Source organism: Pseudoclavibacter endophyticus (genome assembly GCF_008831085.1).
GTDB lineage: Bacteria > Actinomycetota > Actinomycetes > Actinomycetales > Microbacteriaceae > Pseudoclavibacter > Pseudoclavibacter endophyticus.
Map to the genome: position 1 here is coordinate 215,788 of NZ_WBJY01000002.1, position 25,675 is coordinate 241,462.

Consider the following 25,675-nt stretch of genomic DNA (forward strand, 5'->3'; position numbering starts at 1 on the left):
GGTGAACGGTCGGCGACGAATTCGGGGCATTCGCGCGTTCACGTACGCTGTCGCGCATGCACAGCCCCTCCGACCGTTCCCCGGCCGACCGGTTCTACGGCGTGATTCCCGCCGGTGGCGTGGGTTCCAGGCTCTGGCCGCTCTCACGTGCGTCGTCGCCTAAGTTCCTGCGTGACGTCACCGGCCAGGGAGCGACGCTGCTGCGGGGCACGTGGGACCGCATCGTGCCGCTCTGCGAGGCGTCGCGGATGCTCGTGGTCACGGGATGCTCGCACGCCGCCGAGGTGCGCCGGCAGCTGCCGGAGCTCGCCGACGCCAACGTCGTGCTTGAGCGCGAGGGCCGCGATTCCACGGCGGCCATCGGCCTCGCCGCCGCGATCCTGGTGCGTCGCGATCCCGATGCGATCATCGGCTCGTTCGCCGCCGACCATCTCATCGGGAACGAGGTGCGATTCCGCGCCGCGGTCCGCGAGGCCATCGCCGCCGCCGACACGGGCCGCATCATCACGCTCGGCATCCAGCCGTACGAGCCCTCGACGGCGTTCGGGTACATCCGCACCGGCGCGCCGCTCGCCGTCGACGGGGCACCGAGTGCCAGATCGGTCGACGCGTTCGTCGAGAAGCCGAGCCTGGCCAAGGCCCGCACCTACCTGTCCTCGGGCGAGTACCTCTGGAACGCGGGCATGTTCATCGGGCGGGCCGATGCGCTGCTCGCCGCGATCGAGGCCAGCACGCCCGATCTCGCCAGCGGCCTCGCCGAGATCGCCGACGCGTGGACGACCCCCGAGCGCGACGCCGTCACCGAGCGCATCTGGCCGGGGCTGCAGAAGATCGCGATCGACTACAGCGTCGCCGAGCCGCTGGCCGCCGAGGGGCGACTCGCCGTGATCCCCGGTTACTTCCAATGGGATGACGTCGGCGACTTCGCATCCGTCTCCCGCCTCGCCCAGGCAGAGCTCGCGCGAAGCGGCAGCGCCAGCGAGATCGCGGTCATGGGCACGGACGAGCGCAACGTGGTGGCCGTGGATGCGTCCGGTCTCGTGGTGGCCGAAACTGATCGCGTGATCGCGCTCGCGGGCATCCACGACGCCGTCGTCGTCGACACGCCCGACGCGCTGCTCGTGACGACGCGAGGAAAGGCGCAGTCGGTCAAGCAGATCGTCGACGCGCTCAAGACGGCGGGGCACTCGGCGACGGTGTAGCTGTCGCCGTGCCGCGTGACGGAGCGACGTCGCTGGCGCGCACTCGGAACGCATCGGAACGCACGAACCGGCGAGGAACTTTGCAACAGTCGTGTTGCGAGGTGCACAAATGAGCAACCGGCGGGCTCCGAAATGACTAGTGTCATCGCATTCCCAGCGTTCTCGCCGGTGCCGTGCGGCAGGCGAGCCCAACCAGGAGGTTGCCACGTGGCACGTTCTTTGCTCTCCCGCCCCGCGCTCACGCGCACCGCTGCGATCGGCGCCGTGGGCGTCGTCGCGTTCGCCCTGGCGGCGTGTGGCCAGGCGCCCGATGAGGCGCCCGCCGGATCCGAGGGCGCCGCACCGGAAGACAACAGCGACTTCACCGCGTGCATGGTGTCGGACGAGGGCGGCTTCAACGACAAGTCGTTCAACGAGCTTTCGCACGACGGGCTCGAGCAGGCCGAGGAGGAGCTCGGTGTCAGCACGCTCGAGGCCGAGTCGCAGTCACCCGACGACTACGACTCGAACCTCACGACCATGGTGCAGCAGGGCTGCAACATCGTCGTGCCGGTGGGCTTCAACCTTGCCGACGCGACGCAGGCGGCGGCCGACGCCAACCCTGAGGTGCACTTCGCGATCGTCGACGTCGACTACCTCGAGGGCGACAACCTGCTGCAGCTGAACTACGACACGGCACAGGCGGCGTTCATGGCCGGCTACGCGGCAGCCGGGTACTCGAAGACCGGCACTGTCGCCACGTACGGCGGCGACAACATCCCGACCGTGACGATCTTCATGGACGGCTTCGCCAGGGGCGTCGAGTACCACAACGAGCAGAAGGGTACCGACGTGCAGGTGATCGGGTGGAACCCCGACACCCAGACGGGCGAGTTCGTGGGCAACTTCAGCGACAACGCGCGCGCGAACCAGATCACGCAGGGCTTCCTCGCGCAGAACGCCGACGTGATCCTCCCCGTCGGCGGGCCCCTGTACCAGGGCGGCGCCGAGGCGATCCTCGACGCCGGGAGCGATGCCGTGATCCTCGGCGTCGACTCCGACCTGGCGGCCGCCGACGAGCGCTACGCCGACATCGTGCTGGTCTCGATCATGAAGGGGCTCGACGTGACGGTCTTCGAGGCGATCGAGCAGTCGTTCAACGGCGAGTTCGAGGGCGGCTACTACACGGGCACGCTCGAGAACGAGGGCGTCGGCCTCTCGGGCTTCGGCGCATTCGAGGGCGAGCTGCCGGAGGGGATGCTCGAGGAGCTCGACCAGATCAAGGCCGACATCATCGACGGCACGATCACCGGCATCTCGGACGCGTCGCCCGAGGTGCAGGAGTAGGGGCCTTCCCCGTACCGTGAGCCTGCCGGAGGGATCGGTAGCCCGATCCCCACGGCAGGCTCACGCATCGGTACTCGACCCCGCCGACACAGGAACACGATGAAACTCGAACTCAAGGGCATCACCAAGCGCTTCGGATCGTTCACGGCCAACGACCGCATCGACCTCGTCGTCGACGACGGTGAGATCCACGCGCTGCTCGGTGAGAACGGCGCCGGCAAGTCGACCCTCATGAACGTGCTCTACGGGCTGTACCAGGCCGACGAGGGGAGCATCCTGCTCGACGGCGTCGAACAGCGCTTCGCCGGACCCGGTGACGCGATGGCCGCCGGCATCGGCATGGTGCACCAGCACTTCATGCTCGTTCCTGTCTTCACGGTCGCCGAAAACGTCATGCTCGGCCACGAGCCCACTCGTTTCGCCGGCCACCTCGATCTCGACGCCGCGCGCCGCACCGTGCGCGAGATCTCCGAGCGGTTCGGCTTCAACATCGACCCTGATGCGCTCATCGAGCACCTGCCGGTCGGCGCGCAGCAGCGCGTCGAGATCATCAAGGCGCTCGCGCGCGACGCCAGAGTGCTCGTGCTCGACGAGCCCACCGCCGTGCTGACGCCGCAAGAGACCGACGAGCTCATGGCGATCATGGAGCAGCTGCGCGATGCCGGCACCTCGATCGTCTTCATCAGCCACAAGCTGCGCGAAGTCCGCCGCGTCGCCGACCGCATCACCGTCATCCGCCGCGGCAAGGTCGTCGGGACGGCCGAGCCGACCGAGTCGAACGAGGCGCTCGCCGCCAAGATGGTCGGGCGGTCGGTCGACCTGTCGGTCGACAAGCAGCCGCCGACACTCGGCGAGTCGACGTTCGTCGTATCGAACCTCACGGTGTTCGACGAGGCCGGGAACAAGCAGGTCGACGACCTCAGCTTCGACGTGCGGCAGGGCGAGATCCTGGTGATCGCGGGCGTGCAGGGCAACGGCCAGACCGAGCTGACCGAGGCGATCCTCGGCATCAGCAAGCGGGCGCTCGGCTCGGTCACGCTCGACGGTCGCGAGCTCATCGGCACATCCGTCAAGCGCACCCTCGACGCCGGCCTCGGCTTCGTGCCCGAGGACCGCACGGTCGACGGCATCGTCGGCGAGTTCACGATCGCCGAGAACCTGGTGCTCGACCGGGTCGATCGCGCCCCGTTCAGTGTCGGCGGCGTGGTGAAGCTCGGCGAGATCAACGCGTTCGCCGAGCGAAGCATCGAGGAGTTCGACGTGCGCACGCCGTCGATCGACACCGCGGCCGGCCGCCTCTCTGGCGGGAACCAGCAGAAGGTCGTGCTCGCACGCGAGCTCGGGCGCGACCTGCGCATGTTCATCGCCTCGCAGCCGACGCGCGGACTCGACGTCGGGTCGATCGAGTTCGTGCACGAGCGCATCGTGCAGGTGCGCGACGCGGGGATCCCCGTCATCATCGTCTCCACCGAGCTCGACGAGGCCGTGCAGCTCGCCGACCGAATCATGGTCATGTATCAGGGCCGCAGCGTCGGCATCGTCGAACCAACGACGTCGAGAGAGGTACTCGGAAAGATGATGGCGGGAATCGAGGCATGAGCGAGCCTGCGCGCGCCACAACGTCGACGGCCGAGCCGACGGAACCGACGGAACGGACGTCCCCGGAGCATCCCTGGCACGAATTCTGGCGCGACGTGCTCGGAGGGGGAACGCTGCGCTCCTTGCTCGCGATCCTGCTCGCACTGCTCATCGGCTCGCTGCTTGTCGTCGTCACGAGCGAAGACGTGCAAGAGGCCGCCGGGTACTTCTTCAACCGGCCGAGCGACACGATCTCGGCCGTGTGGCAGGTCATCCGCGGTGCCTACGTGTCGATCTGGGAGGGCGCGATCTTCAGCCCGGCCACCGGGTTCATGCCGCTCACCCAGACCCTCATGTGGGCGACCCCGCTCATTGCCGGCGGCCTCGGCGTCGCGATCGGCTTCCGGGCGGGCCTCTTCAACATCGGCGGGCGCGGGCAGATGCTCATCGCGGCCCTGTTCGCCGGGTTCGTGGGGGCGTCGCTGCCGCTCCCGCCGGGCCTGCACCTCATCGTCGCGGTGCTCGCCGGCATCGGCGGCGGCGCCATCTACGCGGGCATCGCCGGCTGGCTCAAGGCGCAGACGGGCGCGCACGAGGTGATCCTCACCATCATGCTCAATTGGGTGGCCTATTACCTCATCACCTACCTGCTGAAGACCCCCGTCTTCCAGGCCGAGGGCGCGGGCGGCAACCCCAAGGCGAAACCGGTGGCCGAGAGCGCGCACCTGCCGGACCTCATCGGCGCCGTCGACCTCGGGTTCATTCTCGCGATCCTGGCGGCCGTCGCGTTCTGGTTCATCATGGACCGTACGACGCTCGGCTTCCGCATCCGCGCGGTCGGCATCAACCCGCACGCGGCGCGCACCGCAGGCATCAGCGTCGAGCGCACCACCTTCTGCACGCTCGCGATCTCGGGCGCGTTCTTCGGCCTGGCGGGCGCGACGCAGGTGCTCGGCCGGGCGACGACGGGCTTCGACCCGAACGTCGACGCGGGCATCGGCTTCGACGCGATCACGGTGGCCCTGCTCGGCGCGAACCACCCCGTGGGCGTCGTGCTCGCCGGGCTGCTGTTCGGGATGCTCAAGGCAGGTTCCTTCCCGATGCAGATCGTCGAGGGCATTCCGATTGAGATCGTGTCGGTCATTCAGGGACTCATCGTGCTGTTCATCGCGGCGCCGCCCCTGATCCGCGCGATCTTCCGCCTGCCCGTGCCGACGGGCGTCTCGCTGCTTGACCGCGTTCGCGCGGCCCGCGAGTCGAGAAGGGGCAACGGCCAAGATCACGCGACGGTGTCGAGCACGGAGGGGTCGAAATGAGCGAGCAGTCGCCGCAGCAGCGCGGCCCGGCCGGCGCCGAGACGGCGATCCCGTCGACCGCCCCCGTCGCCCCGGCGCACGCCGAGACCAAAGCCGAGGTGCGGACGACGCGCAGCTGGAAGGCGCCGGTCGCCTACACGCTGTTCGCGCTCGTCCTGCTGATCCCATTCGGCATGCTCGCCCCCGCCGACGCCACGAGCCGCATCGACCTCAACGACCGGCTCGTGCCGTTCGAGCTGCCGCCGGTGCTGTTGCCCACCAGCGGCACCAACACCGTCCTCGGCCTCGTGCTGCTCGCCATCGCCGGCTTCGCGTACGCCCGCGCGGCTCGCGACCAGAAGACGCCGCTGTGGCTGCTCATCGTGTTCGGCATCCTCTGGGTCGTCGGGCTCATCGTTTTCATCGGCGCCGACGCCAACGTGCCGCTCACGTGGCTCCTGTCGGGCACGCTCGCGATCTCGACCCCGCTGATCTTCGGCGCCATGGCCGGTCTCGTGAGCGAGCGGGTCGGTGTCGTGAACATCGCGATCGAGGGCCAGCTGCTCGCGGGCGCCTTCGCGTCGGCGCTCATCGCGACACTCACGGGCAACCCCGTGCTCGGGCTCCTGGGCGCGATGGCCGCAGGCGTGCTGGTGTCGCTCATCCTCGCCGTGTTCTCGATCAATTACCTCGTCGCGCAGGTCGTCGTCGGCGTCGTCATCAACATGCTCGTGATCGGGCTCACCGACTTCTTCTACTCCGCGGTCATGGTGCGCGATCCGGGCGCGTTCAATCAGCCGCCGAAGTACGCCGAGTGGTCCATACCGCTGCTCAGCGACATCCCCGTCATCGGCCCACTGCTGTTCTCGAACACGCTCATCACGTTCCTCATGTTCATCCTCGTACCGCTGCTGTACTGGGCGGTCTTCCACTCGAAGTGGGGCCTGCGCACGCGGGCCGTCGGCGAGCACCCGAAAGCGGCCGACACGGTCGGCATCAAGGTCAACCGCACCCGATTCTGGAACGTGCTGCTCTCGGGCGTCATCGCTGGAGCGGGCGGAAGCTACTACACGCTCGGCGCAGTCGGCGCATTCGGTCAAGAGATCACCTCCGGCCAGGGGTACATCGCCCTTGCGGCCCTCATCTTCGGCCGGTGGCACCCGATCTCCGCCATGCTCGCGGCGCTGCTGTTCGGGTTCGCCACCAACCTCAACTCACTGGTGTCGCAGGTGGGCGCGAACATCCCGACGGAGTTCATGGCGATGGTCCCTTACATCGTCACGATCCTCGCGGTCGCCGGCTTCGTCGGAAAGTCGCGCGCGCCCGCCGCGAACGGCATCCCGTACGTGAAGGGGTAGGGCTGCCATGGCGGGGATCGACTGGGACGCGCTGCGTGCGGCCGCGCACGACATCATGCGGCGCGCCTACGTGCCGTACTCCAACTATCCGGTTGGCGCGGCGGCGCTCGTCGACGACGGCCGCATCGTGACGGGCGCGAACGTCGAGAACGCCTCGTACGGGGTTGGCCTGTGCGCCGAGTGCGGGCTCGTGTCGCAGCTCGCCGCGACGGGCGGCGGTCGGCTCGTCGCGTTCACGTGCTGCAACGGGGCGCGCGAGGTGATCATGCCGTGCGGTCGGTGCCGGCAGCTGCTCAACGAGTTCAAGGCGCCGGGCATGGAGATCGAGACGCCGCACGGGATCCAGCCGTTCGAGCGTGTGCTGCCGCAGGCGTTCGGCCCGGCAGACCTCGACCACTACACGGATCGGTAGTCGCGCCGGCGGACTGAGCGTCGGTTTGGAGGGGGCGGGCTGCCGGGCGTGCTCTGTCGGAGGCAGGGTGGGCACGCTGCCCCCTCTATCGTGCGCGGCGGCGGGCGCGCGGGTCGCGGTGGCGGACGAGACGGCGGGGTCTGTCCGCCGGGCCTGTCCTGCTGTGGCGGGGCGCGCCCGGTCGACTGAGCGTCGGTTTGGAGGGGGCGGGCTGCCGAGCGTGGTCTGTGGGAGGCGGGGTGGGCACGCTGCCCCCTCTATCGTGCGCGGCGGCGGGCGCGCGGGTCGCGGTGGTGAGGCGCGAAGCCGTGCGGTCGCACGGGGTCATCCAGCGCAGTTATCCACAGACTTCTCGGAGCCCTAGCGCCAACGTCTGCCGAGTCGCTCGAATGGGGCGGTGCAGGACGATGACATCACACTGTTTCAGCGCGCACTGGCTCGCCAGCGTCGCGAGGGAGTTGTCTCGACGGCAGCGCTCGATGACGCGGGCATCGGGCGCAAGCAGCGCGAAGGGTTGCTTGCCAGCGGGGAGCTGCGGCGCATCCACCGCGGGTGGTACCACTTCCGAGCTCACGACCCGAAGATCGCGACGGCCATCAGGCTCGGAGGACGGTTGACCTGCGTGTCGACCATAGAACGGATGGACGTCTGGATGCCCGTTCGGAGTGGCACCCATGTGCGCGTCGCCCCTGGTGCCGCCCTGCCGCGCGCGGGCCACGTCACGGCGCATCGGTTGGATGACTCGCCGCTCGGGCGAGACTCGGTCGACGATCTCGACGTGTCGTTGCACTGCGCGTTTCGCTGTCTCGACCCCCTCGACGCACTCATCGTGGCCGACTCGATCGTCAACAAGCGACTTCGCACGCTCGACGAGTTGCATCTCCTCGCGAACGCGGCACCGAGACGCGTCCGACGCCTGATTCTGCACGCCGACGGGCGCAGCCAGTCGGGCACGGAGACGATCGTGCGGAACGCGCTGCGCGGCCGCAACGTGCCGTTCACCGCGCAGGCCGAGATCGAGGGAGTCGGCCGTGTCGACCTCCTGGTCGGCGACCGCCTGATCATCGAGTGCGACTCGGCCGCGTTCCACACGCGAGACGAGCACCACGCGGAGGACCGGCGCCGTGACCTCATCGCTGTCGCGCTCGGTTACATGACCGTCCGGTTGACGTTTCAGCAGGTCCGGCATGACTGGCAGCAGACGTGGACGGTCCTCGAGCATCTGCTGCGCGCCGGATGCCACAAGTGGTCGTCACGGGACCGCAGGCTCGCCACATCAGTCCCCGATCTGGCGCGCGGTCGCGGCCCCAGCATCGACCGCAGTCCCCGGGGGCCGGTCGACTCGCCCCCGGGGGCCGGTCGACTCGCCGTTCGCTGTCGCCCCGCTCGTCCCGCGACTCGCGACGTCGCGTCGCGGACGATCGAATCCAACGGGATGCCAGGCAGGGGCCACTGAGCTGGCACGGCCCCGATAGCCTGAGAAGCCCCGTGCCGGCGAGGCCGCACGGGGAACCACGCGCGCAGCGAAGGAGACCTCGTGACCGAGCCCACGGCATCCGGAACCCCCACCGACGGCGGTGCCGCGGCCAACGCGCCGCAGCCGGAGCCGTTCGACGCCGTCGACCTCATTCGCACGAAGCGCGACGGCGGCGAGCTCGCGACCGACGCAATCGACTGGCTGGTCTCGCGCTACGCGAGCGGATACGTGGCGGACGAGCAGATGTCGGCGCTCGCAATGGCGATCTTCCTCAACGGCATGGACCGCCGCGAGATCCGCGACCTGACGCTCGCCATGATCGCCTCGGGCGAGCGCATGAGCTTCGGCACGCTCGACCGGCCGACCGTCGACAAGCACTCGACGGGCGGTGTCGGCGACAAGATCACGCTTCCGCTCGTACCGATCGTCGCGTCGTTCGGTGTCGCCGTTCCTCAGCTCTCGGGCCGCGGTCTCGGCCACACGGGCGGAACGCTCGACAAGCTCGAGTCGATCCGCGGTTGGCGGGCCGAGCTGTCGGCCGAGGCGCTGCTCGCCCAGCTCGGCACGATCGGCGGCGCGATCTGCGCGGCCGGCGCCTCGCTCGCGCCCGCCGACAAGCGCCTCTACGCGCTGCGCGACGTGACCGGGACGGTCGAGTGCATTCCGCTCATCGCCTCGAGCATCATGTCGAAGAAGATCGCCGAGGGGACGGGCTCGCTCGTGCTCGACGTGAAGTTCGGCTCGGGCTCGTTCATGGGCGCCATCGAGCGGTCACGGGAGCTCGCGGAGACCATGGTCGCGCTCGGCGAGGACGCCGGCGTGCGTACGACGGCCCTGCTGACCAACATGGAGGTGCCGCTCGGCCGCGCGATCGGCAACGCGAACGAGGTGCGCGAGTCGGTCGAGGTGCTCGAGGGCGGCGGGCCGGCGGATGTCGTCGAGCTCACCGTCGCGCTCGCGCGCGAGATGCTGCGCCTGGTGGGGCAGCCCGACGCCGACGTCGAGGGGGCGATCTCGTCGGGGCGGGCGATGGATGCGTGGCGGGCGATGATCACGGCGCAGGGCGGTGACGTGGATGCCCCGCTTCCGGCACCGAGGGAGACGCACGTCGTGCGCGCCGAGCGCGACGGTGTGCTCACGACGCAGCTCGCCCTGCCGTTCGGCGTCGCGGCCTGGCGGCTCGGCGCCGGTCGGGCGCGCCAGCAGGATCCGGTGGTGCACGCCGCCGGGATCGAGCTGCACGCGAAACCGGGCGACACCGTGCGCGCGGGTGATCCGCTCTTCACGCTGTCGGCCGACGACGGCGCCCGCCTCCCGCGCGCCCTCGAGGCGCTCGAAGGCGCGTGGGCGATCGGCGACGAGGGGTCGGAGGTGCTGGACGGTGGTCCGCTGATCGCGGGGCGCATCGGGGCGTAGCACCCGGCTGGCCGCCCGCGCGGCCGGCGGAATAGCCCGCACCGCCGGGGTGTTGGCGTGGTCATGACGATCGCCGATTCGCCGTCGCGTGTTCGCGCCGGTGTCGATGCCGCGCCAGGCCTCACCGCAACCGGGACCGCCCGCGCCAGCGCGACCGCCTCGCCGTTCGGCGCGGCTCCCGGTGACGCGACCGCGTCGACGGTCGCCGGGCGTGCCCTCGAGCGCGTTCTCGGCGCGCTCGAGTGGCGCGTCACGGAAACTCGCGTCATCGACCCGAGCCTCGATGGGCCGGCGTGGCACCGGGGCGGGCACCCGGTGATGCTTTACGTAACGGGCGGCTCGGTCCGCGTGCGACAGCGGGTCGTCGCCGAGGTTGACGGCGCGGCGGTCGGCCCTGCGGTCGGCACACGCGGCCCCGGTGACGGCCAGCTGGCGAGCTGCTCGCGCGAGCTGAACGCCGGCGACCTCGCACTGTCGGTTGCGGGCCGCCCCTTCGAGCTCGTCGCCGACGATCCCGCCGCGCACGTGATTCTGAGCGATCTCGCGTTCGCGGGCACGGCCCCGTTCGCCCTGGGAACGTTGCCATCGATGCTCGTCGTCCGCGATTTCGCGACCCATGAACCCGCCGTCGCGGGCCTCGCCGCGGCCATGGGGAACAGCTGCGAGGAGCGCCGCTCCCGCATCGCCGACTCGGTCGTGTGCGCGCACATCGCCACCACCGTCGTCGCGGTCGCCGTGCGCGCCTGGAGCGAGCTCGGCTGCGCGCCGGGCGACTGGCTCCTGCGAACCGACGATCCGCGCCTCGCGCGGGTGCTCGACGCGATCCATGGCGACCCCGGGCACGCCTGGTCGGTCGGCGAGCTCGCGACCGTCGGCGCCATGTCGCGCTCGGTGTTCGCCGAGCGCTTTCGCAACCTCGTGGGCCAATCGCCGGCCAGCTACCTCACGGCGGTGCGAATGGCGCACGCGAAGGCCATGTTGCAGCGCGACGGGCTGAGCGTCGCGGCGGTCGCGCATCAGCTGGGGTACGAGTCGGAGGCTGGGTTCAGCCGGGCCTTCCGGCGGCACACCGGGCACCCGCCGGCCGCGTGGCGCCAGCGCGCGGTCGCTGGCGCCACGGCCGTGACCGTCGCGGAGGCCTCCTGATCGGACAGGCCGAGGCTCGCCACGTGCCGGGGCACGCGCGGCGGAAGCCGGAAGCCCCATCGGCGGTTCGCCGCGCGGCGCCGTCGCCCCCGCGTCCGCTACCGGCGGCGTCGCCCTCCGCGCCCCGCGCTCCCGAACATCGCCCCGCCGACGATGAGCGCTCCGACTGCGACCAGCAGTGTGGGGAAGATGCCGAGGAGGTCGACGAGCAGGCCGCCGACGCCCGCGCCGAGCGCGATGGCGCCCTGGAACCCGGCCACGACGAGCCCGCCGCCGGCCTCGAGGCGGTCGGGGGCCTGACGGCCGATCCAGGTGGTGACCGTCAATAGCCACGCGCCGAATCCGATGCCCCACGCGAAGACCGCGATCGCGACGAGCACGAGCGACGAGGACATGAGCGCCAACATCAGCACCGAGACGGCGATGAGCGCGGGAACGACGGAGCGGAGCACCGACAGGTACCGGTCGACGAGCATGCCGATCACGAACGTCCCGACGAGGCCGCCGATGCCGAACGCGACGAGCATGAACGCGGCACCGCCCTCGTCGAGCCCGTCCACGCGCCCGAGCGCGAGGCGGATGAAGGTGTAGGCGGTGATGTGCCCGAGCACGATGAGCACATGGCCGGCCAGGCCGACACCGAGGGCGGGGCGGCGCAGCGTGTCGCCGAGCAGGCGCAGGCTCTGCGCCTTCGCCGCCTCCACGCGCGGCAGCAGGAGCCGCAGCGCGAGCGCGACGACGATCGAGACCACGGCCGCCGCGATGAACGCGACGCGCCAGTCGAAGGCCGAGCTGACCACGACGCCGATCGGGACGCCGGCGACCGTCGCCATCGAGGTGCCCGCGTTGACGAGCATCATGCCGCGGCCGAGGCGCTCCGGCCCCGTCAGCTTGGCCGTGATCGTGAGCGACATCGCCCAGAATCCGCTCAGTGCGGCGCCGAGCAGGAATCGCGCGACGAGCAGCAGGACGAGGTTCGGCGAGATCGCGACGATGAGGTTCGACGCGGCCGCCATCACCGTCAACCACACGAGCAGCGTGCGGCGATCGATGCCGGGCGTCAGGATGCTGATGGTCGGCGCCACGAGGAAGCCCACGACGGCGGTCGCGGTCACGCTCTGTCCCGCCTGGCCGGGGGTGACGCCGAGGTCGGCCGCCATCTCGGTGAGGATGCCGCTCGGGAGGAACTCGGCCGTCACGAGTGTGAAGCTCGTCACCATGAGCGCCACGAGAGCGAGCCAGCGGATGCCGGCAGGGCGCTCGAGTGCGGTGGGGCCGGCGGCCGCATTCACGGCGGCGACGGTCGGGATAGGCGTGGTTTCGGTTGGCATGCGCTCAGCATGGCGGCGGCGATTGGCCGGTATGTGACGCAACGTCCGCACAACGCGACCAGGCGTCCGGGATCCGGCGAACCGTTCGGCGCTGACCCCGGGCGCCGGCCCGGGCACGGGCACGGCGCGCACGCGGGAGGGACGAGCATCCTGCAGCGAGACGGCGCTCCACAGGCCGCGCCGTCCACAACACGAAACGGTAACGACCGGCGGCGTGGCGCGCGCTACCCTTGTGGGGCACCGCCAAGCCCGCCGGTGCACGCGCGGGCGGATTCAACGGAGACCTCAGTGACACGACAGCAGCCGGCCGTTCTGCGCGACGGCACCCCCATCGCGCCCCTGCCGAAAGTGTCACTGCACGATCACCTCGACGGCGGTCTGCGCCCGCAGACGATCATCGAGCTCGCCGATGAGATCGGGATCGACCTGCCCGAGGGCGACGCGCTCGCGCTCGCGCGCTGGTTCGCCGACCAGGCGGACTCGGGTTCGCTCGTCGAGTACCTCAAGACCTTCGACGTGACGACCGCCGTCATGCAGACCCGCCAGGGCCTGCGCCGCGTCGCCCGAGACTTCGTGCTCGACCTCGCCGCCGACGGCGTGATCTACGGCGAAGTGCGCTGGGCGCCCGAGCAGCACCTCGCGCGCGGGCTCAGCCTCGACGAGACGGTCGATGCCGTCCAGGAGGGCATCGAGCAGGGCATCGACGCGGTACGGCACTCGGGGCACCGCATCCGTGTCGGCCAGATCGTGAGCGCGATGCGGCACGCGGGCGACGGTCGCGAGATTGCCGAGCTCGCCCTGCGCCACCGAGACCGCGGCGTGGTCGGTTTCGACATCGCCGGGCCCGAGCACGGCTTCCCGCCGTCGCTGCTGCAGCCGTCGTTCGACCTGCTCGCGAGCGAGCACTTCCCCGTCACCGTGCACGCGGGTGAGGCGGACGGGCTCGAATCGATCCGCGGCGCCCTCGACGACGCGCGCGCCCTGCGGCTCGGTCACGGTGTGCGCCTCGCGGAAGACATCGAGGTCGACGACGAGGGCGACGACGACGCGACCTTCGTCACGCTCGGGCCGCTCGCACGCTGGGTGCGTGACCGACGCATCCCGCTCGAGCTGAGCCCGTCGTCGAACCTGCAGACCGGCGCGATCGAGCAGTGGGGCGACGAGCTCTTCGATCACCCGTTCGACCTGCTCTACCAGCTCGGCTTCACGGTCACGGTCAACACCGACAACCGGCTCATGAGCGCCACGACGATCACGCGGGAGCTGCAGCTGCTCTCCGACGCGTTCGACTACGACCTCGACGACCTGTTGACGTTCCAGCTCAACGCCGCCGAGGCCGCGTTCTTGCCGGTCGAGCGCCGCGACGAGCTGGCGGATCTCATCGAGGATGGCTTCGACGACGTCGCCGACGGGGTCACCGCCGAGTGAGCCCGCAGCACACCACCATCCGCTTCGGCGGCGACTGCATCCGCCTCGGTCGACAGGCCGTGACATGGCGCGAAGCCGTGACCGCCGCGGGCAAGGTGCTTGAAACGATCGGCGCGACCAAGAACGGGTATAGCGATCGGATGCTCTGGGTCATCGACGCATTTGGCCCGTACGTCGTCGTCGCGCCCGGCATCGCGCTCGTGCACGCCCGCCCAGGGCCCGACGTGCGCGAGAACGCCGCCGCGGTGCTGACCTTCCCTGACGGCGTGTCGTTCGGGCATCCCAACAATGATCCGGTGCGTGTCGTCGTCGCCCTCGCGGTGACGCGGCCGGACGAGCACGTGAAGATCATCGCCGTGCTGGCGAAGCTGCTCGACAACGACGAAGCCGTCGACTGGTTCCTGCGCGCCGATGATGCCGACGAGCTCGCTGCGGCCATCACGGAGGTGGTCTCGCCCCTGAAGGTGATCGGTCCCGAGGGCGAGCCGCTCCCACCCGCGCGGTAGCCGCGACCGTCTAGCCCAGGTAGCGCCGGTAGGCCGGGTTGGTGAGGAACGCCGGGAACTCATCGCCGAGCGCGAGCTCGCGCAGCAGCTCTGCGGCGTCGTCGAACCGATCGCCGTCGCGGCGGTCGATCCCGGCGAGGGTCGCGTCGATGACCCATTCGACCCGCTCTCGCACGATGGGGCGGTTGTCCTCGGTGAGGGCGCCCTGCTGGATCCAGTGCCAAAGCTGCGAGCGGCTGATCTCGGCGGTCGACGCGTCCTCCACCAGGCCATCGATGGCGACCGAGCCGTGGCCGCGCATCCACGACTCGAGGTAGCGGAGCGCGACCGACACGTTGTGCCGGATGCCCTCGGCGGTGATGCTGCTGCCGTCCAGCTCGAAGCGCAGCAGGTCGGCCGCGGTCACGCGCACATCGTCGCGGGTGTGCTCGAGCTGGTTGGGGCGGCCCTGGAGCACGGCGTCGAACTCGGCGCTCGCGGTCGCGATGAGGCCGGGGTGCGCGACCCACGTGCCGTCGTAGCCGGCCTCGGCTTCGCGGCGCTTGCCGGCGGCGATGCGGGTGAGCGCGGCCTCGGTGAGGGCGGGCTCGTTCGGGTCGGGGATGAAGGCCTTCATGCCGCCGATCGCGTGCGCGCCGCGCTTATGGGCGGTCTGCACGAGAAGCTCGGTGAACGCGTGCATGAACGGCGCGGTCGCCGTGATCTGGCGGCGGTCGGGCAGGAGGTACGACCGCCCGCGCTTGCGGAACGCCTTGATCGCGCTGAACAGGTAGTCCCACCGGCCGGCGACGAGGCCTGCGCAGTGGTCGCGCAGCTCGTACAGGATCTCCTCCATCTCGAAGGCCGCGGTGATGGTCTCGATCAGCACGGTCGCTCGGATTGTGCCGTGGTCGAGCCCGAGGGCGTTCTCCGAGAACGTGAACACGTCGTCCCACAGCCGGGCGCCGAGGTGGTTCTCGAGCTTCGGCAGGGAGAAGTACGGGCCGGTGCCGCGGGCGATGAGCTCGCGTGCGTTGTGAAAGAGGTAGAGCCCGAAGTCGGTGAGCGTGCCGGATGCCGGGGTCACCTCGCCCGCCGAGTCGACGTACCGCAGATGATGCTCCTTGAGGTGCCAGCCGCGTGGCCGGAACACGATCGTGGGCGCCCGCTCGGGTTCATTGCCGATCCGGCCTCGAATCGCGTCGAAGAGGGTCACCTGCCCGCCGATGACGTTCTGCCAGGTCGGGCTGAGACCGTCTTCGTGGTCTGCCAGCCACACCTGCGCGCCCGATTCGAGGGCCTCGACCGCGGTCTGCCGGTCGGTCGGGCCGGTGAGCTCGACGCGCCGGTCGGCGAGCCCGGACGCCGGGGGCGCGACGCGCCACGTGGGCTCGTCGCGAATGGCCGCAGTGGCCGAGAGGAAGCCGGGATCGACGCCGCGGTCGATCATGGCCTGCCGGCCGGCGTTGTGCTGCAGGTGCGTCGAGCGGCGATCGGCGAATCGGTCGTGCAGCGCGGTGATGAATCGGATCGCCGCCGGCGTGAGGATCTCGTCGAAGCGCTCGCCGAGGGGCCCGCACACCTTGATGCTGCTGCGCCGCCGGGCGTAGGGGGCAGGTCCGCGGAGGGCCTCGCCCTCCGTCGCCGTCCGTGCTGCGGCGGTCGTGGTGTTGCCGCTCGGGCGAGCGCCCGGCGCGAGGATGCTGGTGTTCATGGTCTCGTCTCGTTTCGCTGTGTGGGAGCGCGCGTCGCGGTGAGGAACGAGCGGACGGCGCGTCGTGGTCAGTGGAACTGCTCGGACTCGGTGGAGCCCACGAGCGCGAGCGTGGCGCTTTCGGGATTGAGCGCGGTGCTGATGCGGTCGAAGTAGCCGGTGCCGACCTCGGCCTGGTGCTTGGTTGCCGTGTATCCGCGGTGTTCGGCGGCGAACTCCGCCTCCTGCAGCTCGACGTAGGCCTCCATCTGGCGCTCGTTGTAGCCGGTCGCGAGGTCGAACATGGCGTAGTTGAGGGAGTGGAAACCCGCGAGGGTGATGAACTGGAACGCGTACCCCATGGCCGACAGCTCGCGCTGGAACGACGCGATTGTGTCGTCGTCGAGGTGACGCTTCCAGTTGAAGCTCGGCGAGCAGTTGTAGGCGAGTTTCTGGTCGGGGAACTCCGCGTGGATCGACTCGGCGAAGCGGCGGGCGAGGTCGAGGTCGGGGGTTCCCGACTCGACCCAGAGCAGGTCGGCGTAGGGGGCGTAGGCATGGCCGCGGGCGATGACCGGCTCGATGCCGCCTCGCACGTTGTAGAAGCCCTCCGGCGTCCGCTCGCCGGTGACGAACGGGCGGTCGCGCTCGTCGATGTCGCTCGTCAGCAGGGTGGCGGCGAGCGCGTCGGTGCGGGCGATGATGATCGAGGGCACGCCCGCGACATCGGCCGCAAGGCGCGCCGCATTGAGGGTGCGGATGTGCTGCTGCGTGGGCACGAGCACCTTGCCGCCCATGTGGCCGCACTTCTTCTCGCTCGCGAGCTGGTCTTCCCAGTGCACGCCGGCCGCGCCCGCCGCGATCATGGCGGTCATGAGCTCGTAGGCGTTGAGGGGTCCGCCGAATCCAGCCTCGGCGTCGGCGACGATCGGCGCCTGCCAGTCGCGGCTCGTGGTGCCGGTCTCGGCGAACTCGATCTGGCCCGCGCGCAGCAGGGCGTTGTTGACGCGGCGCACAACCGACGGCACTGAGTTGGCGGGGTAGAGGCTCTGGTCGGGGTAGGTGTGGCCTGAGAGGTTCGCGTCGGCCGCGACCTGCCAGCCCGAGAGATAGATGGCTTGCAGGCCCGCGCGCACCTGCTGCACGGCCTGGTTGCCGGTGAGCGCGCCGAGCGCGTACACCCAGCTTTCGGGGTTGTCGGAGTTCTCCTGGATCTTGGTCCACAGCTTCTCGGCGCCGAGACGGGCGAGCGTCGACTCCTCGACGATCGGGCCGCGCAGCGCGACGACGTCGTCGGCGGTGTAGTCGCGGCGCACGTTCGCCCACCGGGGGTTCGTGTTCCACTCGGCCTGCAGGTCGGCTGCAGTCTCGAGGCGGGGGTCGGTGGCGGTGGTGCTCATGGAGTCTCCTTCGTCGGTGGGTGGATACGCGCCTGGCGGGATGCTCCGGTTGCGGCGGCGTCGCGGTTCCCGGGTGCTTCGAGCTTGCGGCAATCTCGGCGCTTCTTCGCGTGGAAGGCGAGCAGAAAAAGAGGTGGTCTTCTGATCTGCAGAAGTACCTGGTGTGCGAGACTCCGTGCATGACCCGAGGAGCGCACGTAGACGTGGACGATGAAGAGATGCTCGACACGTTGACGATCGGCCGCCGCATTCGGCAATTGCGGCGCTCACGAGGCATGACGGTTGACGATCTCGGGGCCGCGATCGGCCGCGCCGCCTCACAGGTGTCGGTGATCGAGAACGGCAAGCGCGAACTGAAGGTGGCGGAGCTGCAGCGCATCGCCCGCGTGCTCGGCGCATCCTTCGACGCCCTCCTCGAGCCCGCGGGGCTGTCGAGGCGCGACGAACTCGAGATCGCGCTCGAGCGCGTGCAGCGCGGCCCGATCTTCGCGTCGTTGCAGCTCCCGCCCGTCGCGGTGCGCAAGTCGCTGAGCGACGAGGCGATCGAGACCATTCTGCGGCTGCACGATGAGCTCGAACGCCTGCACCGGCAGCGCGCGTCGACGCCCGAGGAGGCCCGCATCGCCAACACCGAGCTCCGGGGGCAGCAGCGAAAGCGCAACAACTCCTACGAGGAGCTCGAACGCGCGGCGGCCGAGCTGCTCGCGGCGATCAACCACCGAGGCGGCCCGCTCTCGCAGCGGGCGACGTCGCAGCTCGCCGACCACCTCGGCTTCACGCTCCACTACGTCAACGACCTGCCGATCACGACGCGCAGCATCACCGACCACCGCAACGGCCGCATCTATCTGGCCGTGCGGCAGCCGGGCACCGACCCGCGTTCGGCCCTGCTGCAGGCGCTCGCCGCGCACGTGCTTCGTCAGCCCGCGCCGAAGGACTACGGGGACCTGCTGCGTCAGCGGGTCGAGACCAACTACCTCGCGGGCGCCCTGATGATCCCAGAGGCGAGCGCTGTCGAGTTTCTCAAGGCGGCGAAGGATGCGCGCGAGCTTTCGGTCGAAGACCTGCGCGACCACTTCGCGGTCACGTACGAGACGGCAGCGCACCGATTCACCACGCTCGCGACGGCGCACCTCGGCATCCCCGTGCACTTCCTCAAGGTCAACTCGAGCGGCGTGCTGTCGAAGGCGTACGAGAACGACGCCGTGCAATTCCCGGTCGACGCGCTCGGGTCGGTCGAGGGGCAGACCGTCTGCCGCTGGTGGAGCGCGCGGCAGGTCTTCGAGGTCGAGGACCGGCTGAGCCCGTACCACCAGTACACCGACAAGCCGGCCGGCACCTACTGGTGCACCTCGAGCATCCAGTCGTCGGCGAACGGCGAGTTCTCGGTGAGCCTCGGCACGTCGTTCGCGCACGCGAAGTGGTTCCGGGGGCGCGATACGAAACGGCGGTTGACGTCGACGTGCCCCGACCCGGCCTGCTGCCGCGAGCCCGACCCCGACCGCTCGGCGTACTGGGGCGACCACGTGATGCCGAGCGCGAGGCTCACGACGTCACTGCTCGCCGCGATGCCCGACGGATCGACGGATGGCGTCGACAAGGTCGACGTGTACGAGTTCCTCGAGCGTCACGCGCCGCGGTAGACGCTGCGGATGACGGTGCGCTGGGCACGTCGCTACCGCAACGGACACCCTCGACCCGACGTTCGGTAGCGAGTGTCCGGTCGGGTAGTCGCGGCAAGAATGCCGAGGAGCGGACGTCCGGTCACGTAGCCGCCGCACGATCGTCGAGGTGCCGACGGGGGAGGCGTCGATCCCGGTGCCGACGGGGAGGCGTCGGTCCCGGTGCCGAAGGGCCGCTACATGGCCTCGAGCAGCGCTCGCGCTCCGGCCGCTGCCGCTTCGGCCGCCGCCTCGGCCTTCGCCGTGAGCTGCCGCGACGACCCGTCGCCCGTCGCGACCGCGTCGATGTACACCTTGATCTTCGGCTCGGTGCCGCTCGGGCGGATCATGACGCGCGTGCCGTCGGCCAACCACAGCCGAAGGATGTCGCTCGGCGGGATGCCGTCGAGGCCCGCGGCGAAATCGTCGCGCCGCGAGACCGCGACGTCGCCGATCGCCGCGGGAGGGGCATCCCGCAACGCCCGCATGACGCGGGGGATCTCGCTCAGCACCGCGAATCGCGTCGACACCTGGCGCGAAGCGAACGCGCCGAATCTCTCGGCGAACTCGGCTTCGAGATCAAGCAGCGTGCGGTTCTCGGCGGCGAGCCGCATGGCCAGCTCGAGCACCGCGAGCGCGGCCGAGATGCCGTCTTTGTCGCGCACCTTCTCGGGGTCGACGAGATAGCCAAGCGCCTCTTCGTAGCCGAAGGCGATGCCCTCCGCCCGAGAGATCCACTTGAAGCCCGTCGGCGTCTCGGCATAGCCAAGCCCGTAGGCATCGGCGACGGCGCGCAGGGCCGGCGATGACACGAGCGACGTCGCGAGCGTGCCGGTCTCACCCGTCGCGGCGAGGTGCTCGGCGGCGCGCCAGCCGAGCAGGCGCCCGATCTCGTTGCCGCCGAAGCGGTGCCATCCGTGCGCCGTGGGGATCGCAACCGCGAGCCGGTCGGCGTCGGGGTCGTGGGCGATCACAAGGTCAGCCAGCACCGTGTCGCCCGCGGCGTACGCGAGATCGAGGGCGCCCGGCTCCTCGGGGTTGGGGAAGTCAAGGGTCGGGAAGGCGCCGTCGGGCTCCGTCTGATGGTGCACGAGGGTCGGATGCGGCAGGCCCGCGGCGTCGAGCACATCGCGGAACGTGGCCCAGCCGACGCCGTGCATCGGCGTGTAGACGACCCGCAGCGGGGCGACGGTGCCGCGGAAGGATGCGGCGGTCGCCGCGACGTATCGCTCGACGAGGTCTTCGCCAGCGATCTCGTAGTCGCCGCTGCGGGGGAGCTCGGTCACGAGGCTGCCGTGCGCGACCTCGCCGATCGCGGCCGCGATCTCGGCGTCGGCTGGCGCAATGATCTGCGAGCCGCCATCGGCCCCGCCGAGGAACACCTTGTAACCGTTGTCGCGCTTGGGGTTGTGCGAGGCCGTCACCATGACGCCGGCGTCGGCACCCAGGTCGCGCACGGCAAAGGCCAGCACCGGTGTCGGCAGCGGGCGGGGGAGCAGCGTGGCCCGCACGCCGGCGCCCTGCATGAGCTCGGCCGTGTCGCGCGCGAACACGTCGGAGTTGATGCGCGCGTCATAGCCGATCACGATCGACGGCTGCTCCCCGCGGGCAAGCAGGTAGTCGGCGAACCCCCGTGCCGTCTGGGCCACGAGAACGCGATTCATGCGCGCGGGGCCCGCGCCCAGCTCGCCTCGGAGCCCCGCCGTTCCGAAGGCGAGCCGGCTGCGGAATCGGTCGCGCAGTCCGCGCCAGGCGACCGCCGTGTCGGAGGTGTCATCGGGCGGGATGCCGGCGGGATTCGGGTCGGGGTCGCCCGCCCGTTGGAGCAGCTCCTCGAGCTCGGCCCTGGTCACGGGGTCCGGGTCCTGTTCGGCCCACCGGCTCGCGGCGAAGCGCAGCGAAACCTGCAGCTGGCGCGAGAGGGTTTCGCCCGCGACCGGCATTCCCGCCGGGGCTCCGGTCGCGCCCGGGCCGGTCGTCCCGACGCCGGCGGTCCCCGCGCCTGAGCCTGCGCCGAGGAGACGGCCATTGGCGTCGCCACCGCGAGTGCCGGAGCCCTCGCCCCGCCGCACCTCGTGGGTCAGACACTCGTCACGGTTCCCGCCGCCGCCGAGCTCCGTGCCGCTCACGAGAGCCTCCCGACGATGCCGGCCAGCAGCCGGGCGAGCTCGCCCTCGGCGGCACGCCCGGCCTCGATGACCTCCTCGTGGCTGAGCGGGTGCGGCGAAACGCCGGCGGCTGCGTTCGTGATGAGCGAGAGGCCGAGCACCTCCATGCCGGCCTCCCGCGCCGCGATCGCCTCGAGCGCGGTCGACATGCCGACGATGTCGCCGCCGATCGCGCGAGCCATGCGCACCTCGGCCGGTGTTTCGTAGTGGGGGCCGCGATTCTGGACGTAGACGCCCTCGTCGAGATCGCGCACCTCGCGGGCGATCGCCCGGAGCCGGGCCGAGTACAGGTCGGTGAGATCGATGAAGGTGGCGCCCTCGAGCGGCGATGCCGCGGTCAGGTTGATGTGGTCCGAGATCAGCACGGGCGTGCCGGGCGCCCACTCGGGACGCACCCCTCCCGCGCCGTTCGTCAGCACCATGATGGAGCATCCGGCCGCCGCGGCCGTGCGCACCGAATGCACGACGCGCCGCACGCCGAGCCCCTCGTAGAGGTGCGTTCGCGCCCCGATGACGAGCGCGTGGCCGCCGCGTTCGAGGCGCACCGAGCGGATCGTTCCCGGGTGTCCGGCGACGGCCGATCTCGAGAACCCGGGGATCTCGTGGGCCGGGATGCTCGCGACCGTTTCGCCGAGCACGTCGGCGGTCTGCCCCCATCCGCTGCCGAGCGTGAGGGCGATGTCGTGGCGCTCCACACCGGTGGCCTCCGCGATCGAACGTGCGGCCGCTGCGGCGACGTCGACGGGGGAAGCGGCCGGGTCGTCAAGGTCGAGTGACGGCAACGTGGTCATATCTGGAAGCGTACGTGAGGTGAAGGTCAGGTGGCCGGTGCGGGCGGTCGTGCCATCGCCGGTGCCGAGCACTGGCAGGATTGGCGCATGGCCACAACCTTCGACCGCAAGCACCGCATCGTCGTTCTGGGCGGAGGACCCGGCGGATATGAAGCGGCGCTCTCCGGCGCCCAGCTCGGCGCCGACGTCACGCTCATCGAACGCTCCGGCATCGGCGGCTCGGCAGTGCTGACCGACGTCGTTCCCTCGAAGACCCTGATCGCGACCGCGGAGGCTGCGAACGAGATCGCGGGCTCGGGTGAACTCGGCCTGCAGTTCTACACGCGCGGCGACGACGGCAAGGCCCAGCGCCCCGAGATCGCCGTCAACCTCCGCAAGATGAACCAGCGCCTGCTGCGTCTCGCGCGCAGCCAGTCCGACGACATGCACGGCACCCTCGAGGAGGCGGGCGTGCGCATCGTCGAGGGCGAGGGGCACTTCGAGAGCGCCTCGACCCTCTCGGTGCGCACCGACGCGAAGGGCACCGACTTCGACTCGTTCGACTTCGACACGGCCGTCGTCTCGGTCGGCGCAACGCCGCGCACCCTGCCGACGGCCAAGCCGGACGGCGAGCGCATTCTCACGTGGACGCAGCTCTACGGCATCTCGGAACTGCCGAGCCACCTCATCGTCGTCGGATCGGGCGTCACTGGCGCCGAGTTCGCCTCGGCCTATCTCGCGCTCGGCACGAAGGTCACGCTCGTCTCGAGCCGCGACCGAGTGCTGCCCGGCGAAGACGCCGACGCCGCCGACGTCATCGAGAACGTGTTCAAGCGAAACGGCATGAACGTGCTGTCCAAGTCGCGGGCCGAGTCCGCCGTGCGCGACGGCGACGAGGTCGTCGTCACGCTCGAGGGCGGCAGACAGGTGCGCGGCTCGCACGTGCTCATCGCCGTGGGGTCGACCCCCAATACTGGCGGCATCGGCCTCGACAAGATCGGTGTCGAGACGACGGCGTCCGGTCACATCCGCGTCAACCGTGTCGCGCGCACCTCGGTGCCGAACATCTACGCGGCCGGCGACTGCACCGACTTCCTGCCGCTCGCGTCGGTCGCGTCGGTCCAGGGGCGCACGGGTGTGTTCCACGCGCTCGGCGACGAGGTGCGCCCGATCATCCGGCGCAACGTGGCATCGAATATCTTCACCTACCCCGAGATCGCCACCGTCGGCTGGCAGCAGAACGCGATCGAGGAGGGCCTTCGCGGCGGGCGCGTCTTCAAACTGCCGCTCGCGCACAACGCGCGCGCGAAGATGCACGGCTTCAAAGACGGCTTCGTGAAGCTCATCGCCGGCAAGGACACGCCGACCATCGTCGGCGGCGTCATCGTCGCCCCCAAGGCATCCGAACTGCTGCTCGCGCTGTCGATCGCGATCGAGCAGCGATTGACGGTCGACCAGTTCGCACGCGCCTGGGCCGTGTACCCGTCGCTGTCGGGCTCGCTCACCGACGCGGCGCGGGCCATGCACATCCCGCAGATCGACAACGAGTAGCGCGAACGACGTTCGCCACTGATCGGTTTGGCCCGGGCGAGGGTGACCGATTCGGTTGGCCATTCCACCGCTGGGCCGCAGTGCGCGATGGCGGTGGCAACATCACGGTTTCGATCACGCGTGCGCGACGCCGGCCTACGCGTCGACGAGCTCCAACAGCTTGGTGCCGCTCGGGACGGTCTGGCCGGGCGCGCCGGTGAGCCCGCGCACGACGCCGTCGCGATCGGCGTGGATCGGCTGCTCCATCTTCATGGCCTCGAGCACCACCAACAGGTCGCCCTTGACGACCGACTGACCCTCTTCGACCGAGAACGTCACGATCGTGGCCTGCATGGGAGCCTGCACCGAGCCCGCCCCCTCGGTCGTGACCGACTGCGGGGTGCGGCGGCGCGGCGGGTGCCCCTGCATGGTGCGGCCGACGCCGCCGTGCTGGATCCCGGCCGCGATGAGCAGGCGCTCGGGCAGTGACACCTCGATGCGCTTGTCGTTGACCTCGACGACCACGTTGCGTCGCAGCGCCGGCCCGGGAGGCTCGTCCGCCTCCCCCGACCAGGGTTCGATGGTGTTGTCGTACTCGGTTTCGATCCAGCGCGTGAACACCTCGAACGAGCCGTTCTCGGCCGTGAACGCCGGCTGGCGCACGACGTCACGGTGGAACGGGATCACCGTCGGCATGCCGCTGATCTCGAAGTCGTCGAGCGCGCGGCGGGCCCGGGCGAGGGCCTCCTCCCGCGTCGTGCCGGTCACGATGAGCTTCGCGAGCAGCGAGTCGAACGCGCCAGTGATGACGTCGCCGGTGCGCACGCCGGAGTCGACCCGCACGCCGGGGCCGCCGGGCAGCTTGTACATCTGGATGTGGCCGGGAGCGGGGAAGAAGCCGCGGCCGGCGTCTTCGCCGTTGATGCGGAACTCGATCGAGTGTCCCCGCACCTCGGGGTCGTCATACCCGAGCTCGTGCCCCTCGGCAATGCGGAACTGCTCGCGCACGAGGTCGAGGCCGGTCACCTCTTCCGACACGGGATGCTCGACCTGCAGCCGCGTATTGACCTCGAGGAAGGCGATGGTGCCGTCGGCGGCGAGGAGGAACTCGCACGTGCCGGCGCCGACATAGCCGACCTCTCTCAGGATCGCCTTGGACGACCGGTAGAGCTCGTCGCGCTGCGCGTCGGTCAGGAAGGGAGCCGGCGCCTCTTCCACGAGCTTCTGGTGACGGCGCTGGAGCGAGCAGTCGCGCGTCGAGACGACGACGACGTTGCCGTGCGCGTCGGCCAGGCACTGCGTCTCGACGTGTCTGGGACGGTCGAGGTACTTCTCGACGAAGCACTCACCGCGGCCGAACGCCGCAACGGCCTCGCGCTGCGCCGACGCCAGCAGCTCGGCGATCTCGTCGCGCTCGCGGGCGACCTTCAGGCCGCGGCCACCGCCACCGTATGCGGCCTTGATCGCGATGGGCAGGCCGTGCTCGTCGGCGAACGCGACGACCTCGTCGGCGCTCGAGACGGGTTCGAGGGTGCCGGGCGCTAGGGGGGCGCCCACCTGCTCGGCGACGTGGCGGGCCGTGACCTTGTCACCGAGCGCGTCGATGGCCTCGGGCGACGGGCCGATCCAGACGAGACCGGCGTCGATGACCGCGCGGGCGAAATCGCTGTTCTCGGCGAGGAACCCGTACCCCGGGTGCACCGCGTTCGCGCCCGAACGGCGGGCGACCGACATGAGCTTGTCGATCACGAGGTACGTCTCGGCACTCGTCGTGCCCCGGAGCGCGTAGGCCTCGTCGGCGTGCCGCACGTGCATGGCGTCGCGGTCCTGGTCCGCGTAAACGGCGACGGTGGCGATGCCGGCGTCTTTGGCTGCGCGGACGATGCGAACGGCGATCTCGCCGCGGTTGGCAACGAGCAGCTTTTCGATTCGGGCCATAACTCCTCAGCTTAGGGCCACTCGGTTGGCTCCCTTTGGCGGGGGGCGACAAACCTGGCGG

19 protein-coding genes are annotated in these 25,675 nt (G+C 70.4%); 13 read left to right on the forward strand and 6 right to left on the reverse strand.

The annotated features are described in order from the left end of the window. The first annotated feature begins 56 nt into the window (after positions 1–56). The 9 genes from F8O04_RS10715 (at position 57) to F8O04_RS10755 (ending at position 11,210) form a co-directional block, all read left to right on the forward strand. The gene (locus F8O04_RS10715; protein WP_158029374.1) at positions 57–1,202 is read left to right on the forward strand and encodes a mannose-1-phosphate guanylyltransferase; all 1,146 of its coding nucleotides are present in this window, start codon (positions 57–59) and stop codon (positions 1,200–1,202) included. Between the two features lie 207 nt (positions 1,203–1,409). Further along, positions 1,410–2,528 carry a BMP family lipoprotein gene (locus tag F8O04_RS10720; protein WP_225735012.1) on the forward strand — a complete coding sequence of 373 codons (1,119 nt, stop codon included), beginning with the start codon at positions 1,410–1,412 and terminating at the stop codon, positions 2,526–2,528. A 99-nt stretch (positions 2,529–2,627) separates the two neighbouring features. Next, a complete protein-coding gene (locus F8O04_RS10725) occupies positions 2,628–4,127 on the forward strand; it encodes an ABC transporter ATP-binding protein (protein ID WP_158029376.1) in 1,500 nt (499 codons plus the stop codon). Beyond that, the gene (locus tag F8O04_RS10730) at positions 4,124–5,422 is read left to right on the forward strand and encodes an ABC transporter permease (RefSeq protein WP_158029377.1); all 1,299 of its coding nucleotides are present in this window, start codon (positions 4,124–4,126) and stop codon (positions 5,420–5,422) included. The genes F8O04_RS10725 and F8O04_RS10730 overlap by 4 nt, the downstream gene beginning before the upstream one ends. Further along, a complete protein-coding gene (locus F8O04_RS10735; protein WP_158029378.1) occupies positions 5,419–6,759 on the forward strand; it encodes an ABC transporter permease in 1,341 nt (446 codons plus the stop codon). The genes F8O04_RS10730 and F8O04_RS10735 overlap by 4 nt, the downstream gene beginning before the upstream one ends. A 7-nt stretch (positions 6,760–6,766) precedes the next feature. After that, a complete protein-coding gene (locus F8O04_RS10740; protein WP_158029379.1) occupies positions 6,767–7,171 on the forward strand; it encodes a cytidine deaminase in 405 nt (134 codons plus the stop codon). Positions 7,172–7,568: 397 nt separating this feature from the next. Next, positions 7,569–8,627: an endonuclease domain-containing protein gene (locus F8O04_RS10745; RefSeq protein ID WP_158029380.1), complete on the forward strand. Its 1,059-nt coding sequence runs from the start codon at positions 7,569–7,571 to the stop codon at positions 8,625–8,627. An 81-nt stretch (positions 8,628–8,708) separates the two neighbouring features. Then, on the forward strand, positions 8,709–10,064 hold the full coding sequence (locus F8O04_RS10750) for a thymidine phosphorylase (RefSeq protein WP_158029381.1): 1,356 nt from the start codon (positions 8,709–8,711) through the stop codon (positions 10,062–10,064). 63 nt (positions 10,065–10,127) lie between these two features. After that, the gene (locus F8O04_RS10755) at positions 10,128–11,210 is read left to right on the forward strand and encodes a helix-turn-helix transcriptional regulator (protein WP_158029382.1); all 1,083 of its coding nucleotides are present in this window, start codon (positions 10,128–10,130) and stop codon (positions 11,208–11,210) included. A 98-nt stretch (positions 11,211–11,308) separates the two neighbouring features. Here the strand turns inward: F8O04_RS10755 and F8O04_RS10760 are convergent, their stop codons facing one another. Then, positions 11,309–12,541, reverse strand: coding sequence for an MFS transporter (locus tag F8O04_RS10760; RefSeq protein WP_158029383.1), 1,233 nt, complete (start codon positions 12,539–12,541; stop codon positions 11,309–11,311). A gap of 288 nt (positions 12,542–12,829) precedes the next feature. Between F8O04_RS10760 and F8O04_RS10765 the strand changes: the two genes are divergently transcribed. Both F8O04_RS10765 and F8O04_RS10770 read left to right on the forward strand, forming a co-directional pair. Next, positions 12,830–13,969, forward strand: a complete 1,140-nt coding sequence (locus F8O04_RS10765; RefSeq protein ID WP_225735013.1) for an adenosine deaminase — start codon at positions 12,830–12,832, stop codon at positions 13,967–13,969. Then, positions 13,966–14,475 (forward strand): PTS sugar transporter subunit IIA, encoded by a 510-nt coding sequence (locus F8O04_RS10770; protein WP_158029385.1) that lies wholly within the window; start codon positions 13,966–13,968, stop codon positions 14,473–14,475. Before F8O04_RS10765 ends, F8O04_RS10770 begins: the two co-directional genes overlap by 4 nt. 10 nt (positions 14,476–14,485) lie before the next feature. Here F8O04_RS10770 and aceB read toward each other — a convergent pair whose 3' ends face one another. Further along, positions 14,486–16,168 (reverse strand): malate synthase A, encoded by a 1,683-nt coding sequence (aceB, locus tag F8O04_RS10775; protein ID WP_158029386.1) that lies wholly within the window; start codon positions 16,166–16,168, stop codon positions 14,486–14,488. A gap of 68 nt (positions 16,169–16,236) precedes the next feature. Beyond that, on the reverse strand, positions 16,237–17,547 hold the full coding sequence (gene aceA, locus F8O04_RS10780) for an isocitrate lyase (protein WP_158029387.1): 1,311 nt from the start codon (positions 17,545–17,547) through the stop codon (positions 16,237–16,239). Positions 17,548–17,726: 179 nt separating this feature from the next. On the opposite strand from aceA, the gene F8O04_RS10785 reads away from it, so the two are divergent. After that, the gene (locus F8O04_RS10785; RefSeq protein WP_158029388.1) at positions 17,727–19,190 is read left to right on the forward strand and encodes an XRE family transcriptional regulator; all 1,464 of its coding nucleotides are present in this window, start codon (positions 17,727–17,729) and stop codon (positions 19,188–19,190) included. A 215-nt stretch (positions 19,191–19,405) separates the two neighbouring features. Here F8O04_RS10785 and F8O04_RS10790 read toward each other — a convergent pair whose 3' ends face one another. Together F8O04_RS10790 and F8O04_RS10795 are read right to left on the reverse strand one after the other, a co-directional pair. Further along, positions 19,406–21,151, reverse strand: a complete 1,746-nt coding sequence (locus F8O04_RS10790; RefSeq protein WP_158029643.1) for a phospho-sugar mutase — start codon at positions 21,149–21,151, stop codon at positions 19,406–19,408. Between the two features lie 182 nt (positions 21,152–21,333). Continuing rightward, a complete protein-coding gene (locus F8O04_RS10795) occupies positions 21,334–22,167 on the reverse strand; it encodes a purine-nucleoside phosphorylase (RefSeq protein WP_158029389.1) in 834 nt (277 codons plus the stop codon). 87 nt (positions 22,168–22,254) lie between these two features. On the opposite strand from F8O04_RS10795, the gene F8O04_RS10800 reads away from it, so the two are divergent. Then, positions 22,255–23,697 carry an NAD(P)H-quinone dehydrogenase gene (locus F8O04_RS10800; protein ID WP_158029390.1) on the forward strand — a complete coding sequence of 481 codons (1,443 nt, stop codon included), beginning with the start codon at positions 22,255–22,257 and terminating at the stop codon, positions 23,695–23,697. Between the two features lie 135 nt (positions 23,698–23,832). On the opposite strand, the gene F8O04_RS10805 is transcribed toward F8O04_RS10800, so the two are convergent. Then, positions 23,833–25,614, reverse strand: coding sequence for an acetyl/propionyl/methylcrotonyl-CoA carboxylase subunit alpha (locus F8O04_RS10805; RefSeq protein ID WP_158029391.1), 1,782 nt, complete (start codon positions 25,612–25,614; stop codon positions 23,833–23,835). Positions 25,615–25,675: the final 61 nt, after the last annotated feature.